This window comes from Bacillus sp. FSL M7-1020, from assembly GCF_038050415.1.
GTDB lineage: Bacteria > Bacillota > Bacilli > Bacillales > Bacillaceae_G > Bacillus_A > Bacillus_A toyonensis.
Map to the genome: position 1 here is coordinate 2,582,088 of NZ_JBBOTW010000001.1, position 18,479 is coordinate 2,600,566.

An 18,479-nucleotide genomic window follows, 5' to 3' on the forward strand; every position below is an offset into this window, starting at 1 on the left:
AGTTGATACAAAATCTTGCATATTTTTGACCAAACTTTTTTACAGTTGTAAAAAAGTTTTTTTGCATTTCCCTACCTATAATTGCTAATATAGTAGAGTAGAACTTTTATAGAGAGAAGGAAAATTATGCACAATGGAATTCGAATGACAACTTTAGTAAAAAGGGCTATGTTGATTTGCGCTGGGGTATTATTTACATATGAGGCCGCTTTAGGATCGGTACATACTGCTCTAGCAAGTACAGAAGATGAAGCAAAGTCTGTTCAATTTGTAAGTGAAATTCAAACATCTCTTGCACCGAAAGAAGCTCCAAAACACTATAATGGGCAAGTTAGAAAAGTCGCTTACTTAACATTTGATGACGGTCCTGGAAAATACACAGCTGAGCTTTTAGATATGTTAAAGAAAGAAAATGCAAAAGCAACATTCTTCCTAATTGGTTCAAACGTGAAAGCTTTCCCTGATCTTGTGAAACGTGAAGATGCTGAAGGCCACTATGTTGGGATGCACAGTATGACTCATAACTATAAGAAACTATACACAGAAGGACATTACGTAGATGAAATGAAAGAAGATCAAGGCTTAATCGCTGGCGTTCTAGGCAAATCACCCGTATTAACTCGTCCATCATACGGCTCAATGCCAGGATTAAACGAAGCACTTCGCAACAAAGTGGTGGAAAACGGGTTGAAAGTTTGGGATTGGACAATTGATTCTTTAGACTGGAGATACAACAAAATGCAAGTTGATGCTGCATCAGCTAAAATTGTAGAAAACGTTCTACATGGTGCTACAAATCCAACAGAAGTTATCCTTATGCACGATATTCACCCACAATCAGTTAAAGCAGTACCTGGAATTATAAAAGGACTGAAAGAAAAAGGATATGAATTAGAAGCCTATAATGAGAACGAACACTTCCCATTAAACTTCTGGCATGATAATCGTATGTAATGAAAAGACTTGATTCCCTCTAGTAGGATATCAAGTCTTTTTTTAACGTTTTGGAAAGTTTCTTTGTTGCTCTTCAATAAAACGAATAATCTTTTCTCTGTCCTCATGCGTAATACTTATAGAAAATTCGTACTCCTCTTCCTTACACCATGAAGGGGTAAGTTCCTGAGATAATCGGACTACAATTTGAAACTCACCTTCATTTTTCCCCATTAATTCAAACGCTATATTAGGCTCTAGGAAATCTAATTCGGTATATGTAGGATTCGGTAATGATTGAAACCATTTTTTCATATGCTGTAAGTCGAAAGTTTGTAGAAAAGGATCCATCGTTTCAAAAACTTTATTTCCTTCTGACAGTTTCGCTTTTACTATAAGCCAATTTCTATCACACTCCTCTTTTGCATCTTTAAATTGGTATCTCACCACCTCTAAATGTAATGCTACTTTTTCATTTTGAAAATCCATAAATTGCTCCCCTTCTTGCTATAAAACTTTTACTTTATAAATTTGAAATATATAAGCCTTTACTTGCAAGACAATTATTTTTCTATCTCCTGTTAATTTCAATTCTTAAATATAATGATTTTCGTTTATTAATACACATGACTGATTCTAACATATCATTCTTTATACATTAAATATATTTGATTTGCTATATAATCTGAACTAAAGTGAAGTCCATTCCTTATCCACCACATGATAATACCTACCAAAGAGGCTGTTTTAATATCAACTGCAACATAATCATCAGGTAATTTATTTTTCGTATTCTCTCTTCTCGTTTCTATTAATTGCTTTAAAAATAAAAATAATTGCTCTTCAAATTGATTCATTTTAAATAATATAAATAAAAAATTCCGGTGGATATATAAATAATCTAGCAATTGTGTTAGCTTTTGTTTTTCTGATAAATCTTTTGCATGTATTAAATCAACAATTTTATTAGAAAGCTCATTTAAAATCTCGCTATTGATTTGGTCTAGTAAATCTTGAATATCTTGATAATGTAAGTAAAATGTTGTTCGATTTAATCCTGCTTTTGTTGCGATTTTCTGAACCGTTAAGCTTGAAATAGTAGGATTCTCACATAAAAGAGAAAAAACAGCATTTTTAAACATTTCTCTTGAACGAACTGTACGAGGGTCCTCTTTTTTAAGTGTAGACATTTTGAAACTCCTTTATAGATTTTCTCTTTACTTTCTCGACAGTACATATCTTCTCTGTCGAGTAGTGAACATTTTCAACAAAACTGTTCATGGTCAGAGAAAACGTATTTTGTTACCATTAATTTTATCGACACAATGTCGATAAATCAAGGTAACAATGAAGGAGATTACCAATGCAAAAGGAAATATCAGAAAGAAATAAAAAAATTATACTAGTTGTCCTCATTACCGGCTGTTTTTTATCAACCTTAAATCAGACGCTATTAAATGTGGCAATGAGTAATTTAATGAAGGTATTTGATGTAACAGCTGCAACAGTGCAATGGCTATCAACAGGCTTTATGCTCATAAATGGTGTTCTAGTTCCAATTACTGCATTTTTAATGAAACGATTTACAACAAGGCAGCTATTTATTAGCTCAATGCTCTCTTTGTTTATTGGGACCGTTCTCTGTGCATGCGCCATGAATTTTAGCATTTTGTTAACAGGAAGAATGATTCAAGCAGTTGGAGCAGGAATTATTATGCCACTCATGATGACTATTATTTTATATTTGTACCCTAGTGAAAAACGCGGAAGTATTATGGGGACCATCGGATTCGCTATAATTTTTGCGCCAGCTATCGCTCCAACTTTATCTGGCTTTATTATTGAATATGTATCATGGAGATGGCTATTTATTGGATTAGCTCCATTTATATTCATCGTAATTATTCTCGCGATTAAATATTTAATGAATGTTGCAAATACAACAAAAGCAAAATTAGATATCGTAAGTGTCATTTTATCAACAATTGGCTTTGGTTGTGTTATATCCGGATTCAGTAGTGCAGGAAGTAAAGGATGGAATCATCCCGTTGTTATTATAACAATTACTATCGGTATCATCGTTACAGCTTTATTCTGTTTACGTCAAATAAAGTCTAATGATCCATTATTGAATTTATCAGTATTTAAATATAAAGTTTTCACTCTTACTTCAGTCATTAACGTACTCATTACGATGATTATGTATGCAGATTTAATTCTATTACCCATTTACTTACAAAACGGACGAGGTTTTACTGCATTTGAATCAGGTTTACTTCTATTACCTGGAGCTGTCATTAACGCCTTCTTATCACCTATCACAGGCAAAATGTTTGATAAATATGGAGCGAAACCACTCTTTATTACCGGTTTAATCTGTGTCATTATTTCGATGTGGGGTGTAATTGATTTGACCGACTCCACAACTTATATGTATTTAATGGTTCGTACCATTATTTTACGAATTGGGTTAAGTTTCATTTCAATGCCTTTAAATACAGCCGGCTTAAACGCTTTGCCAATAGAACTGGGTTCACATGGTTCAGCAGTAAATAATACAATTCGCCAATTAGCAGGTGCGATTGGGACAGCAGTTATCATCACGGTATATACAATTCAATCTACTTCACACATATCACAGTTATCTAGTGGGAATGGAAATATAACAGCTACACAAGTAACAAAATTATCTTCTATCTTCAGCTCAAGTGATGCATACGTGTTTATGTTAGTCTTATCTTTTATAGCTTTGATTATCGTAAGTTTCATGCCCAAAAAAGTAGTAATCAAAAGATACGAAAGTAAATCTTCAAACATAAAATGATTGTTAAAAATTAAGCACTTAAAAGATGGCTCCGGAATTATACCGAAGCCATCTTTTTGAGTGCTTACGACTATAATTATAATCCTCGATTACTATTTGAAGAGATTATATTTTACAGTTATGCTTTTAAATAATCGTTAGAATTCTTAATACTGAATAGCTTATAAGTACATATTAATCATAAGGAGTGATATGTATATGGATTTTCTTTCATCTGAATATTTGTCAGCCTTGCTTGCCATTATTGTAATTGATCTAGTGTTAGCTGGAGATAATGCCATCGTAATTGGATTAGCAGCAAGGCGATTACCGAAAGATCAACAAAAGAAAGTTATTATATGGGGAACTGTCGGGGCTATCGCTATTAGAGCCCTCGCTACCTTAATTGTCGTTTGGTTATTAAAAATACCAAGATTACTTCTAATTGGTGGTGTACTCCTCATATGGATTGCTTACAAATTAATTGCTGAGGGTAAAAATCATGATATTAAAGCTGAAGAAGGATTTTGGTCTGCTATTAAAACCATTATTATAGCGGATGCATTAATGGGAATTGATAATGTACTCGCTGTTGCGGGAGCTGCGCATGGTAATTTTTCTTTAGTAATCATCGGATTATTAGTGTCTATTCCAGTAGTCGTATGGGGCAGTACATTAATTTTAAAATGGGTTGACCGTTTCCCTGTCATCATTACGATTGGAGCAGCTGTTTTAGCTTATACTGCTGCAAAAATGATTGTAGATGAGAAATGGTTCGCTGGATTTTTCGAAAGTAATCCTTTCATAAAATGGGCATTCATCATTATTATCATCATCGGTGTGGTATTCTTCGGAAAGATGAAACAAAAAACTAAAGATGGTACTATGTAATGTTAATGTAATTATAGTTACAAACAAAAGCGCTACTCATATGAGTAGCGCTTTTTCATATTTATTTAGCTTCCCCGTCTTCAGTCGTTTTTACCTTCGTTTTATTTTTATCACGATGGTTATAGTTATACTTCGAACGATCTACTGGAGTGAAGCCTTCTGGTGTGTAGAATCGTAATAAGTCACCATTTACGACTTGGTCAGAGTATTTTAGTGATTTTTGAACCATTTGTTCATTTTGTTTTATTTCATCTGTTAATTCTACAGGTTTTCCAGTTGTTGTATCATAATATTTTCCGTTCAATGCCGTAACTGTTGGGCTTACATAATTACCGTTACGGAATGGAACAACTTGTTTATGATCTGGTGATAATAAATCTGAACCGAATTGAACATAATTTTTCGTATCTGTACCTAGTAAGTGTAATAACGTAGGAAGAACGTCAATTTCACCGCCATATTGATGTTGTACGCCACCTTTCACTCCTGGTACACGAACTATTAATGGTACACGTTGTAACTGTGCATTTTCAAATGAGTTCATTTCTTTACCCATTACTTGTGACATTGCTGCATTATGGTTATCTGAAATACCGTAATGGTCACCATACATAACGATAATCGAGTTATCGTATAAGCCAGATTGTTTCAAGTAATCAATGAACCCTTTTACAGACTCATCTAAATATCGTGCTGTTTGGAAATACGTATCTACTGATGAATCACCTGTAGTCGCTGGTTCAATTGTTGCTTCCGCTTTATCAATAGGATAAGGGAAATGGTTTGATAACGTAATGAACTTCGTATAGAACGGTTGTTTTAACGTTTGTAATAATGGAATTGATTCATTAAAGAACGGTTTATCTTTTAAGCCATAGTTTACTACGTCTTTTTCGTTCATATCATAGTATGACGCATCAAAGAATTTGTTAAAACCAAATGATTTATAAATATCGTCGCGGTTCCAGAATGTTTTATAGTTACCGTGGAATACCGCTGATGTGTATCCTTGTTGTCCTAAAATAGCTGGTGCTGATTGATACGTGTTATGAGCCTTATTTGTAAAAACAGATCCTTGTGGTAATCCGTACATTGAGTTTTCTAACATGAACTCCGCATCAGATGTTTTACCTTGTCCTGTTTGATGGAAGAAGTTATCAAAGTATAACGTATTCGCATCTTTTGTAAATGAATTTAGAAATGGTGTAACTTCTTGCCCATTTAATTTATAATCGATTAAAAAGTTTTGGAATGACTCTAAATGAATATAAATTACGTTCATTCCTTTTCCTTTACCGAAGTATTCAGGATTTGGACTTGCATATGTTGATGCAAGATAATTTCTAACTTCTGTCATATTATCTCCATCAGCTAACGCTCGTTCTGTTGATGCTTTCGCACTTTGAATACCATCATAAATCGTATAGTTGTATGCCCCTAAATATTTCACAATATAATTACGGTCAAATGTTCTTGTCAATAATTCAGGACGATCAGATTCTGCAAGCCCTAGGTTCACACTGAATAATAAAATACCTGCTACAAATACTAGTGATAGTTTATGTTTCGCAACACGAATAGGTTTTGGGTTTGCAAATTTTGTTGCGACTAAAACAATTAAAATGATTGTATCTAAGAAATATAGTGGATCATATAAGTGTAGTAACGCGAAAATACTACCACCTAAATCACCAAAGTTATTCGTTTGTGTTAATGTCGGGAACGTAATAAAATCACTGAAAAAGCGATAATATACTACGTTTGCGTATAAAAGTATCGACAATAACAAATTAATAATAATTACCCAAATATAAGATCGTTTCCCTTTTGCAAATAATGCAAGTCCTAAAAATAGAACTGCTGAACTAAGCGGGTTAAAAAACAGCAAGAATTTTTGGATTGTGTTTGAAATTCCTAAATTAAATTCCGTTACATAGGCTGTATATGTTTTGAGCCATAATAAAATAACGGCAAACAGAAAGAATCCAAAATGATTACTTAACACACTTTTGCTCTTTAATAAAAACTGTTTCATCTCTCCACCTCTTTTAATCATCCAAGGCTTATTTTTTATAAGTCCGTCTCTGTATTTAATTTTCTTCTTCAAATAGATTTTATTTGTTTAACTACATGAAGAATATTAGTAATTATAAATTGAAGCTTTTATTTATTCAACTATTTCTTTTTAAACATTGTGACCTTGGTTTCTATTTAACAAAATTAATTTGTAACATTTCCTGTTTTCTCCCAAGTTCCATCCACTACTTATGACTCCACATACTATAAACCTTTATTCACTACTTCGCAAACTAATCTATCTCCATTTTTGGTACATTTTTCACATAACAAAAAAGTGTAGTTTGACCTTATTACTCAAACTACACTTCTCCTGTTACAATTAACTCCTTCAATCCTATACACATTAAATCTCATCTATGTGCCAAAAAACTATGCAATCATAACATTACAATTTCTTACCACCGTTAATATTATATTTGAATAATTATTCATTTAATACCTTAGTCTTCATCTCTTTTCAACAAAACCCCCGCTCTAACAAAGAGCAGGGGTTTTCATCATATATTATTGACCTTTATACATTGCATCTACTTGTTTTTGAAGTTCTTCATTTTCTAAGTACTCATCGTAAGTTGCCTCTTTATCGATTACACCGTTTGGTGTTACTTCGATAATGCGGTTTGCAATTGTTTGTACGAACTGATGGTCATGAGATGTGAATAACATTGTACCTTTGAATGCAATTAAACCGTTGTTTAATGCAGTGATAGACTCAAGATCTAAATGGTTCGTCGGATCGTCAAGTGTGATTACGTTCGCACCACTTAACATCATTTTAGATAACATACAACGAACTTTTTCGCCTCCAGATAATACAGAAACGTTCTTCTTAACTTCTTCACCTGAGAATAACATACGGCCTAAGAAACCACGTAAGAAGCTCTCTGACTCATCTTGTGGAGAGAATTGGCGTAACCAATCAACTAAGTTGAAGTCACTGTTCTCAAAGTATTTAGAGTTATCTCTTGGGAAATACGATTGAGATGTTGTAACACCCCATTTGAATGAACCGCTATCTGGCTCCATTTCACCCATAAGGATTTTAAATAATGTTGTCATCGCAATATCGTTACGACCGATAAATGCAACTTTATCACCTTTATTTAAAGTGAAGTACACATTATCTAACACTTTTTCGCCATCAATTGTTTTAGAAAGTCCTTCAACAGTTAATAAGTCATTTCCTATTTCACGCTCAGGTGTGAAACCAACGAATGGATAACGACGTGATGATGGTCTAATATCATCCAATGTAATTTTATCTAATAATTTTTTACGAGAAGTGGCTTGTTTCGCTTTAGATGCGTTTGAGCTAAAGCGTGCAATGAAGTTTTGTAACTCTTTTACTTTCTCTTCTTTTTTCTTATTAGCATCTTGTGTTAATTTTAAAGCTAATTGGCTTGACTCATACCAGAAGTCATAGTTACCAACATAAAGTTGAATTTTACCGAAATCAAGATCAGCCATGTGCGTACAAACTTTATTTAAGAAGTGACGGTCATGGGATACAACGATTACTGTATTTTCAAAGTTCATTAAGAAGTTCTCTAACCATTGAATCGCTTTTAAGTCCAAGTGGTTGGTAGGCTCATCTAGTAATAGAATGTCAGGTTTACCGAATAAAGCTTGAGCAAGTAATACTTTTACTTTCTCTGCCCCAGTTAATTCTGACAATTTCTTATCATGAAGATCTTCACCAATACCAAGTCCTTTTAGTAAGATTGCAGCTTCTGACTCAGCTTCCCAACCGTTAAGCTCAGCGAACTCACCTTCAAGTTCAGCAGCACGCATACCATCTTCATCACTAAAGTCTTCTTTCATGTAAATAGCATTTTTCTCTTGCATTACTTTATAAAGTTGCGTGTGACCCATAATTACTGTTTCTAATACTGGGAACTCTTCATATTCGAAGTGGTTCTGTTTTAATACTGCTAGACGCTCACCTGGCGTAATATGTATGTCACCTGTTGATGGTTCGATTTCTCCAGATAAAATCTTTAGAAATGTTGATTTACCAGCACCGTTTGCTCCAATTAAACCGTAGCAATTACCTGGCGTGAATTTTATGTTAACATCTTCAAACAATTTGCGATCCGCGAAACGCAAACTAACGTTACTTACTGTAATCATTTGTGTCCTCCTACTAATACCGCTTATTTCAGCGTTTTCTCACCGATTGTCTTAAAAAATCGCATATTACGACTCAATTATTGTAGACTATAGCTATTATATAGTAGAAGCTGGATGAATAGCAACGGTTGATTACCTTTCTACAATGAAATCGGATAGTTTTTATCGATTCTCACTCTGTAATACATTGGATTAATTTCCTATTTTTAATTTTTATATACAGAAAAAACTGTAGGGAAAACATTCCCTACAGTTTTTTCTTATTTCGTATTTATTATTTTCTCTTTATAACTCTTCAATTTACTCGTTAATCCTATTAAAGCAGGTAACAATATCGGTATCACGATTAAAGCTAATAGTAATAGTGCAACGCCAACAACTGATGCTACTTGTATAAGTGTCAATACACCTGATGGAATTAATGCGGCAAATGTCCCGCCTAAAATTAGCGCCGCTGATAATACAACTCCTCCTATATGACGAGATGCAGTTACAATTTTCGTTACCGAATCCCCTTCTATCTCGTTATAGCGCATCATTACGAAAATACTATAATCCACTCCTAAAGCGACAATCATAATGAAGCTAAAGAATGGAACATTCCAGCTTAATAAATCTACATGTAATACATGTGCACTAATTTGTTCGCTTATACCAAGTGATGCAAAGTACGCTAATAGTAATGAGCCAATAATAAATATTGTGTTTAGTAATGAGCGTGTAATTACGATTAATACAATCGCAATTCCAATCAACATAATCGTAGCTGTACGCAAGAAATCTTGCCCGGTTACTTCTTTTAAATCAACATTTCTAGCTGTTGTCCCGCCGATCGCTTTTTTCGCCGTTTTTAATTCAGTACCATTTAGCGTACCATCTATCGTTTTATTAATTTCTTGAATGATTGGCATCGCTTCTTTTGAATACGGATTTACGTCTAAAATGATTGTCATTTTAGCAGTCTTTCTATCATGTGACATGTACGTATTCAATGCTTTTTGGAAATCTTCTCCCGCTAACACTTCTTTAGGAATATAAAATTTCTCAGAGCTTTTTGACTCATTAAGCTCGCCTAAATATTTCTGAGCATCCCCTAGGCCGTTACTTACTTTTCCAAGCCCTTCTGTACTTTTAGATAAGCCGGATTGTAATTGCCCCATCTTTTCTTGCAGGTCTTTCAATCCAGTTAAAAGCTGCCCTTGCCCATCATTTATTTTTGTTAAGCCGGATTGTAGCTCAGATGATTTGTTTGCAATTTGTTTTGAACCTGTAGCTCCTTCGTTTAATCCAGTTTTTAGTCCGGCAGCTCCTTTTTGTAACTTGGTAACGCCATTATTCATTTCCTTTATGCCGTTATCTACTTTCAGTAATGATTGATTCGCTTCTTTAAATGAATTCACCGCAGCTTTATGTTGCACTGCTAATTGATTTAATTCTTTTGAAAGTCCACTTAATTGCTTTTGAGCTTCCTTCGCAATTCCTATCGTTTGCTGTACATTAGGATCATTTGCTACTTCTGGTTTCGTTTGAATGAAATTAGTCATTAACACTTCAATTTGTTCATATCCTTTTTTCGCACCGTCAATCGCTTGAGAAATACTTCCGAAGTATTGATCGTAAGAACTTAAACCCTTTTCTAACTGTGCATAACCAGCATGAAGCTGTGACGTTGCACCCGATAGGACATTTATATTTTCATTTACTGAAGTTAACCCACTCTCAATTTGCTGCGCTCCTTGTGCACCTTCGTTTATGCCAATGGATAATTGATTTAAAGCTGTTCCTAATGCTGATACTCCATTTTTCGCTTCGTTCGTTCCATCAATTAACTTTTGAACATTTGCAAGACTATTTGAGTCATTACTACCCATTTTATCTTTCGCATCCGTTAAGCCATCATTAATTTCCTTTATGCCACCATTGGCATCGCCTAAACCAGTATTTAGTTCTCCCGCTTGTTTATTTAAATATAATTCTTTTATCTTATCACCAGTTGGACGCGTCGGTGCATATACTTCTGAAACACCTTTAACTTTCGAAATTTTATCAGTTAATTCATCTAAAGTTTGTAGAGACGTTCCTTCATCTAATTTTTTGTTAGATTGAATCACTAACGTACTTGGTGAAGAAAATCCTGGTGGAAAATGTTCTTCTATCACATTAATACCCATTTTTGATTCATACTTATTATCCACTTCAAACAAATCATTGTAATTCAGTGTATTAGAGTATTTTAATACGAAAGGAATCGATATCACGAATACGATGATTAAAGCAACAAATGGTCTTGCTACTGAATTTTTAGCAAAGAATCCCCATAAACGGCTATCCTCATGACCTTTAAATGTTTTAACTGGATAAAACATTCCTTTTCCTAAAAGCACCATAAAAAATGGATTTAAAGTGGTTATTACGAGTAGTAATACTAAAACACCAATTGCTACCGCTGAAGTAGATTGATATAATTTAAAACTCGCTAAAGCAAGTGATGCAAAACCAATTAGCACCGCTATCCCGCTATATAAAACGGTTTTAACTGCCGATTTAAATGTTTCTTTCGTGGCCAAAAATACATTTTCTTGTTTACTTAATTCTTCTTTAAACCTCGTATATAATAAAATGTTGTAATCTGTTCCTACTCCAAACAGTACGACAACTACAAACACTTGCGTAAAGTTAGAAAACGGAAAATTAAATTGATCTACAAGATGAGCAATAATACCCATTGAAACTAAATACGATATACCAACTGTAAGAAGAGAAACAATTGGAACAATTGGTGAACGGAATACAATGATTAATACTATAAGAATGAAAATAATTGAAATAACTTCAGTCTTTTTCACTCCCTCTTGAGAGGATGTAAGAAAATCACCCGCTATTAAGTCACTTCCTGTTAAGTACGTTTTTACTCCTTTCGTTTGCACTTTTTTATGAAGATTATTTGCAACTTTTGATATTTCACCATGCTTTTTATCTATTGATATTTGCGTTAAAATAGTCGTATTATCTTTAGAAACTAATTGTTTCTCCAATTCTTTATTATCTAAATGTGAAACAACTTCCTTAATTCCTAATTGCTCTTTTTCATTTTGCAAAGCGTTGATTGTTTTTGTTATTTCCTCTTTTTGCTCAGTAGTTAAAGCTGTTTTATTGTCACTATTAAATACGGCGATAACTTCGTATTTTTCAACTCCTTCTTTATCCATTTCTTTGATCATCTTGTCAGCAATACTGCTTTGTTCTGTATTAGGGATTGTAATTTTCCCTTTTTCCTTCACTAGTTTATCCATATTAGGCATCGTTACGACCATTGTAATAGTAATAACTATCCATAATAGAAAAGATAAACTTCTCCAACTTTTTAACTTGCTCATTTGAATCATCTCCCGTTTTTAGCGTTTCATGTTAAGTTCGGAATGAACATTCATTCCTATCACTCTATTAAATTATTTTTAAAACTCTATTAAATTATTTTTAAAACTCTATTAAATTATTTTTAAAACTCTATTAAATTACCTTTAACGGAATGAATGTTCATTCCTGTCCTTATAAAGCTATAGAATCAAATGATTCTAATAGCATTCCAAGAGCTTTCTTCCAATTCTTTTACTAATTCTTTTGAGTATTCTAATTGCCCCGTTGCCATTACTTTAGTTAATTTTTCTAGCGGTTGGTATACAATGATAATTAATGCAACTGGAGGCAATGGACGGAGAAACCCTTTTGCGATTCCATCTTCTATAATATTCATAAAGAAGCCTATAAAATCGTCAAATATTTTCTTACTCTGTTCATCAAGAAAATAACTATCACAGTGAGAATTTGTAAAAAGAAAAGCATCCACATTGTTTCTCGCAAATTCAAATAAACGGTTGTACGTATGACTAAACTGTTCACGAATATTTGCTGCAACAGGAAAATCTGTTTTTATCATTTCAGATAGTTGCAACATACTTTTTGAAAATAATGAGTTAACGAGTGCCTCTTTATTTTCAAAATAGCGATAAATCGTACCAGCGCCGACATTGGCTTTTTCAGCGATCATCGGAATTGTCGTACCATCGTAACCACGCTCTGCGAATAGTTGTATAGCTGCTTCAAAAATGTCTTCTTGTTTATTTTTAGCCATTTTTCTCACCTCAATTTTCAGGAATGAAAATTCATTCCGTTTTTAATTATAAATTAGATGGATTAAAAGTCAAGTGTGTGACTACGCAAATGTAGCATTTTCAAATAACACACTCACTTAGATTTCAATGCATTTTTTGAATTAACACTTCAAAAAAATTCTTTGTATCATCGTGACTTAAAATGCTCAATATATCTTGTGTTTTAAAAAATTGAACTTGACTTATTTCATTATCTTTTGGATTCAAATCTGTTCTATCACCTATATATTCTACATAAAACATAGTTGTTTCTTGTTTTTCAAATCCAGTTTTCACTTTTAATTCTTCAGGAAACTCAAAGCAAATTTTATCTTCCATTTGTTTCATAACTATAAACTTTTTTGAACCGGTTTCTTCTTCAAGCTCTCTCAATATAGCACTTTCTAAGTCATTATCTGTATGTTTTAATCCGCCTTTAGGAAAATCCCACTCCCCCTTTGACAAATTGTATTCTCCTTCTATATCGCTTATTTTTACCTTATGTACCAATAAAAATTCACTATTTTGGAATATGATTGCGCCTACAGCTTGCCTAATCATTCTATTTCCCCTCCTAAAATAATGCTTTCATTCTATTAATAGAAAAGTACTATAATAACTGTTTTTCATTATAGTACTTTTTTAATGACACATTGCACAGTGTATTAATTAAAAGAAATCATAAATAAACGGCTTACGCACTGGTACTAAATTCTCAAATGACCGCATTGCCTCTTCGCTTCCGCTAATTAATTCAAGTTCGTTTAGTTCTAATGGACGTTTGTATCCAAACATTATTGTCGATAGTGCATTTATATCCAGTTTGATTCCTTTTTCCGTTGCTTCTTCTACAATTGTTAATTCATGATTTGCAAGTCTCACTACTACGTTATTCCACGGAGCAAATGAATCTGTAATATGTAAGATCACTTCTTGCTGTACATCGTTCCAGTTAAATTCATATTGTTTTAAGAACTGCTCTACATCTACAATTCTGCCCATAAAATATGGTTTCACTTCTGTCTTCACGCGTGGCTCTTGCAATGTATATAACAACGGTTCGTTTTCACTTACTGTCATTTCAAGTTCTTTAATCATAGAATCATGCTGGCAAATAAAGTTCCACAGACCATTTCGTGCTTCATTATGCAGTGGTACAAATTCTTCTACTGTCATTTTATAGTTTTCTATTTTATATAACATGTAACCAGCTGCCGTTTTATTTTCATCATAGTAAATCGCTAATGCTAAATCATCATAAACTACTTGTAACCACCAGTTCTTCTCTCGAACTAACATACCTGAAACACGTTCTGCAAAGGTTTCATATAGCTTCTCGACTTCTTCTGGATGATTTTCTTTATTGAAACGTTTCACGGTGCCATTTACTTGTTTTTTCATAACTAAATCGCTCTTAGTCATATGACATACGAGAAGATCCGCACAAAGTTCCCAGCCGTATTTACGGTAAAATGAAACAGAAAATGGATGTAACATCGATACTGTATATCCATCTTTTTTCATCGTTTGAAGAGAATGCTGAAGTAGCTCTTTTACATACCCACTTCTTCTATACTCAGGATACGTCGCTACCCCTGCAACGCCGCCCATTTTAAATGTTTCTTTTCCTATGTATATATGAAATGGAATAAGATGTAGTTTTGCTGCTAAGTCTTCCCCTTCCATAATGCCGTATATTTCATGACTTTCTTTCATTCGAGTGATTTGCTGCTGCAATCGTTCCTCATTTACTTTATATTGAAAAGCGTATTCTGATAAACGTAATGCTTCTCTAAATTTATCTTCTTGTAATTGTATGACATTCATATAATTCTCCTCCATTCCCTGATTGAATTGTATCATAATTCTTACTATTGTAGTTCTGTAAGTGAAATTACACAGACGTTTCAACAAAAAATATCGATTTTACAACAACTAACATAAAAAAGCAGATACATAATGTATCTGCTTCTCATCACCTTATTTTGCTAACTTTTGAAGTTCTTCAAAGAATGTAGGGTATGATACACCTACTGCTTCTGCATCTTCAATTGTTGTTTTTCCCTCTGCTAGACAGCCAGCAATCGCAAGCATCATTCCGATGCGGTGATCACCGTAACTATTTACTGTACTGCCTTTTAGAGCTGATTTTCCGTATATAATCATGCCATCATCAGTTGCTTCTATGCGAGCTCCTAGTTTCGTTAACTCCGCAACGACTGTATCAATACGGTTCGTTTCTTTTACTTTTAACTCGTGTGCATCTTTAATAACTGTAATACCTTCTGCTTGTGTTGCCGCTAAAGCGATAACTGGAATTTCATCGATTAGTCTTGGAATAATATCCCCACCAATTTCAATTCCTTTTAATGAAGATGTTTCAATCGTAATGTTTGCAGCTGGTTCTGATGCCCCTTCGTTAATCGGCTCTACAGTAAATGTAGCACCCATTGTCTCTAAAACATCAATAATACCTGTACGAGTTGGATTCATTCCTACATTTTGTAATACTAGTTTACTATTTGGAATAATTGCTCCCGCTACTAAGAAAAATGCTGCTGATGATACGTCACCTGGTACTTGAACGTCTGTCGCTGTTAACTTCTGTCCACCTGCAAGTTTCACTGTTTTTCCCTCACGAGTTACGTTAACACCGAATGCTTCAAGCATTCTTTCCGTGTGATCACGCGAAATATGTGGTTCTGTAACAGCTGTTACACCTTCTGCCCGAAGACCTGCAAGTAAAATAGCTGACTTTACTTGTGCACTTGCAACAGGAGAAATATACTCAATTGCTTTTAAATCTCCGCCACGTATTGTGAGCGGCGTAAACGTTCCTTCTTCTCGGCCATCAATTTTTGCGCCCATTTGTTTTAATGGATTTGTAACACGTTTCATCGGTCTTTTTGCGATAGACGCATCACCTTGTACGCAAGAGAAAAATGGTGTATTTGCTAATATTCCTGACATTAATCGTATCGTTGTACCAGAATTACCAACATCTAATACAGCTTTCGGTTCTTGTAAGCCTTCAATTCCTTTTCCAACTACAGTTACTTCATCACCATTTTGCGTGATTTCTACTCCCATTTCCTTAAAGCACGAAATCGTACTTAAACAGTCTGCACCGGGCAAGAAACCTTTAATTGTCGTTTTTCCTTCTGCAATTGCGCCGAACATAACAGCACGATGTGAAATGGACTTATCACCTGGAATTGTAATGTTGCCGTTCAATCCGCTATTTATAGGTTGTATCGTTCTTTCTTTCACGTTTTCACCTTCTCATTTAAATTGTTTCATAAGTTTGGTATTCTTCTTCTCCAAGCGCTAGTTTCGCTTTCATACGATCTTCTTCTCTTTGGAAGCTAATGCGTAATACGCCAAGCAATCCTTCTCGCGCTTCTAATATTTGCAAGTTCGTAATACTAATTTCTTCACGCGCCAAAATACTCGTAATATGAGCCAATGCCCCTACTTTATCTAAAACATCGACGTATAAGTCGTGATAGGCAGGAATTGCCCCTCTTTTTCGTACTGGTAAAGAATCACGGTATTCTTTCGCATCTGCAAAATAGTTTTGAATCTCGCCTGCATCTCCAGTAGAAACAGTATCATATAATTCTTCCATTTCAGAGATCCACTCTTTTAATAATACCATTAAATGCTCACGATTTTGCTTTACAATATCACTCCACATTTTCGGGCTACTAGATGCAATGCGTGTAATGTCTTTAAATCCGCCAGCAGCTAGCTGATGAATGAGCGGATTATCTCCTGCATGTTTCTCCACTTGCTTGACTAACCCTGCTGCGATAAGATGCGGAAAATGACTAACGATTCCTGTTACATAATCATGCTCTTCTGTATTTAAAACGAGAAAATGAGACCCCGTTCCCTTTAACCAACCTTTTAGTTCTTCCACTTGTTCATTTGGCACATGGTTCATCGGTGTTAAAATGTAAAATGCATTTTCAAATAAATGTGCTTTTGCACTTTCAACCCCAGTTTTATGAGAACCTGCCATCGGATGTCCACCAATGAAAGAAATTTCCTTTGAAAATAAAGCTTCCGCTTCGTTCATAATTGTTCCTTTTGTACTACCAACATCGGTCACTATCACATCTTCTCGTAAACGAAATGACGCTAATTTGTGTAATAACTTCTTCGTTTCTTCAACTGGAGAAGCAAAAACAATTAAATGTGCCTCTTCACATGCACGCTGTAAATCTACTGCTACTTCATCTACTACGTGTAATTCTTTCGCACGCTCTACTTGCTCTTGAAATATGTCATAACCTGTTATCGTTACATCGTGCTCTTTCTTAATTGCTAATGCGAGAGAACCTCCTATTAAGCCTGTTCCAATTAATACTACCTTTTTACACATTTGCCTCATCTCGAGACTTATTTTTCTTATTTTCAAAGTGTTGTTTTAACACTGAAATCACTCCTTCATTTTGCTCCCTTGTGCCGACTGTAATACGGACACCATTCGGGAACGGACGAATAATAAACCCTGCGTGTGCACAAGCTTCATAAATCTCTCCACCATTCTCTACCGGTAAGAAGATGAAGTTTGTTTGTGACGGATAAAATGGAAATTCGTTTTCCTTACAAAAACTTTCGTATTGTTGTATTCCCTCTGTATTAACACGTACAATTTCTTCAATAAACGCTTCATCGTTAAAAGCAATCGTTGCTGCTTTTTGCGCTAATGAAGATACGTTAAATGGCAAACGTACGACATTTAATTTCTCGATTAACTCTTCCTGTCCAATCGCATAACCAACGCGAAAAGATGCTAATCCGTACGCTTTAGAAAACGTTCTAAGTACAAGAATGTTGTTATGTTTTTCTAGAAGCGGTAATGTCTCAGGGAAATCTTTTGCTGTTACGTATTCATAGTACGCTTCATCAATGACAATTAACGTATTTTCACTAATGCTTTCAATGAACTGAGTCAATTTTTGCTCATTCACATATGTGCCTGTAGGGTTGTTCGGATTACAAAGCCAAATGATTTTCGTATTGTTATCAACTGCTGACGAAATTTCATCTAAGTCGTATACACCGTTATTTAAAGCAACTTCTTTCACTTCACAACCTTCAATAATTGCATGATGACGGTACTGTGGGAATGTTGCACCTGCCGTTACGATGTTATCTCCAGCTCGAAGTACGGCGCGACTTATTATTTGAATGACCTCATCTAAACCACTACCGCAAAGTATTTGTTCCATTTGGACTTGTAATTTCTCTGCAATTGTTTGACGGAGCGTTGTAGCACCTCCGTCAGGATATAAAGCATGTTCTAACCACGATTTTTGCAACTCTTCTAACACTCGTGGCGAACAACCGAATGGATTTTCATTTGATGCTAATTTCACAAACGAATGATCTCCGTACACTTCTTTCATTTGTTCTGGTGATTTACCTGGTTTATATGGTTGTAAGGATGATAGTTGATCTTTTACTTGCATGTTAAACCCACC

General features: G+C 34.4%; 14 protein-coding genes. 3 read left to right on the plus strand and 11 right to left on the minus strand.

The window, feature by feature from the left end; translation table 11 throughout:
- Window positions 1–126 precede the first annotated feature (126 nt).
- On the plus strand, window positions 127–954 hold the full coding sequence (locus MHB70_RS13215) for a peptidoglycan-N-acetylglucosamine deacetylase (protein ID WP_000551438.1): 828 nt from the start codon (window positions 127–129) through the stop codon (window positions 952–954).
- A 42-nt stretch (window positions 955–996) separates the two neighbouring features.
- Here the strand turns inward: MHB70_RS13215 and MHB70_RS13220 are convergent, their stop codons facing one another.
- Both MHB70_RS13220 and MHB70_RS13225 read right to left on the minus strand, forming a co-directional pair.
- Window positions 997–1,422, minus strand: a complete 426-nt coding sequence (locus tag MHB70_RS13220) for a WapI family immunity protein (protein WP_053446582.1) — start codon at window positions 1,420–1,422, stop codon at window positions 997–999.
- Between the two features lie 155 nt (window positions 1,423–1,577).
- Window positions 1,578–2,123 (minus strand): TetR/AcrR family transcriptional regulator, encoded by a 546-nt coding sequence (locus MHB70_RS13225; RefSeq protein WP_000105642.1) that lies wholly within the window; start codon window positions 2,121–2,123, stop codon window positions 1,578–1,580.
- A 173-nt stretch (window positions 2,124–2,296) separates the two neighbouring features.
- On the opposite strand from MHB70_RS13225, the gene MHB70_RS13230 reads away from it, so the two are divergent.
- Window positions 2,297–3,757, plus strand: coding sequence for a DHA2 family efflux MFS transporter permease subunit (locus MHB70_RS13230; protein ID WP_001168362.1), 1,461 nt, complete (start codon window positions 2,297–2,299; stop codon window positions 3,755–3,757).
- Window positions 3,758–3,955: 198 nt separating this feature from the next.
- Complete coding sequence (locus MHB70_RS13235; RefSeq protein WP_061529527.1) at window positions 3,956–4,627, plus strand: TerC family protein; 672 nt, start codon at window positions 3,956–3,958, stop codon at window positions 4,625–4,627.
- A gap of 61 nt (window positions 4,628–4,688) precedes the next feature.
- Here MHB70_RS13235 and MHB70_RS13240 read toward each other — a convergent pair whose 3' ends face one another.
- From MHB70_RS13240 to hisC, 9 genes are all read right to left on the minus strand, one after another.
- Window positions 4,689–6,662, minus strand: a complete 1,974-nt coding sequence (locus MHB70_RS13240) for an LTA synthase family protein (RefSeq protein ID WP_000808783.1) — start codon at window positions 6,660–6,662, stop codon at window positions 4,689–4,691.
- A gap of 548 nt (window positions 6,663–7,210) precedes the next feature.
- Entirely contained in the window at window positions 7,211–8,836 is a 1,626-nt protein-coding gene (locus MHB70_RS13245; RefSeq protein ID WP_000633859.1) for an ABC-F family ATP-binding cassette domain-containing protein, read from the minus strand.
- Window positions 8,837–9,096: 260 nt separating this feature from the next.
- The gene (locus tag MHB70_RS13250; protein WP_061529526.1) at window positions 9,097–12,213 is read right to left on the minus strand and encodes an MMPL family transporter; all 3,117 of its coding nucleotides are present in this window, start codon (window positions 12,211–12,213) and stop codon (window positions 9,097–9,099) included.
- A gap of 188 nt (window positions 12,214–12,401) precedes the next feature.
- Window positions 12,402–12,968, minus strand: coding sequence for a TetR/AcrR family transcriptional regulator (locus MHB70_RS13255; RefSeq protein ID WP_061529525.1), 567 nt, complete (start codon window positions 12,966–12,968; stop codon window positions 12,402–12,404).
- Window positions 12,969–13,092: 124 nt separating this feature from the next.
- Window positions 13,093–13,548, minus strand: coding sequence for an NUDIX domain-containing protein (locus tag MHB70_RS13260; RefSeq protein WP_000620963.1), 456 nt, complete (start codon window positions 13,546–13,548; stop codon window positions 13,093–13,095).
- Window positions 13,549–13,656: 108 nt separating this feature from the next.
- Window positions 13,657–14,814, minus strand: a complete 1,158-nt coding sequence (locus MHB70_RS13265; RefSeq protein ID WP_001100940.1) for a GNAT family N-acetyltransferase — start codon at window positions 14,812–14,814, stop codon at window positions 13,657–13,659.
- A 153-nt stretch (window positions 14,815–14,967) separates the two neighbouring features.
- Entirely contained in the window at window positions 14,968–16,257 is a 1,290-nt protein-coding gene (gene aroA / locus MHB70_RS13270) for a 3-phosphoshikimate 1-carboxyvinyltransferase (RefSeq protein WP_000664599.1), read from the minus strand.
- Between the two features lie 16 nt (window positions 16,258–16,273).
- Complete coding sequence (tyrA, locus tag MHB70_RS13275; RefSeq protein WP_000335164.1) at window positions 16,274–17,374, minus strand: prephenate dehydrogenase; 1,101 nt, start codon at window positions 17,372–17,374, stop codon at window positions 16,274–16,276.
- Window positions 17,367–18,467 (minus strand): histidinol-phosphate transaminase, encoded by a 1,101-nt coding sequence (gene hisC, locus MHB70_RS13280; RefSeq protein ID WP_001197267.1) that lies wholly within the window; start codon window positions 18,465–18,467, stop codon window positions 17,367–17,369. The genes tyrA and hisC overlap by 8 nt, the downstream gene beginning before the upstream one ends.
- Between the last annotated feature and the right edge of the window lie 12 nt (window positions 18,468–18,479).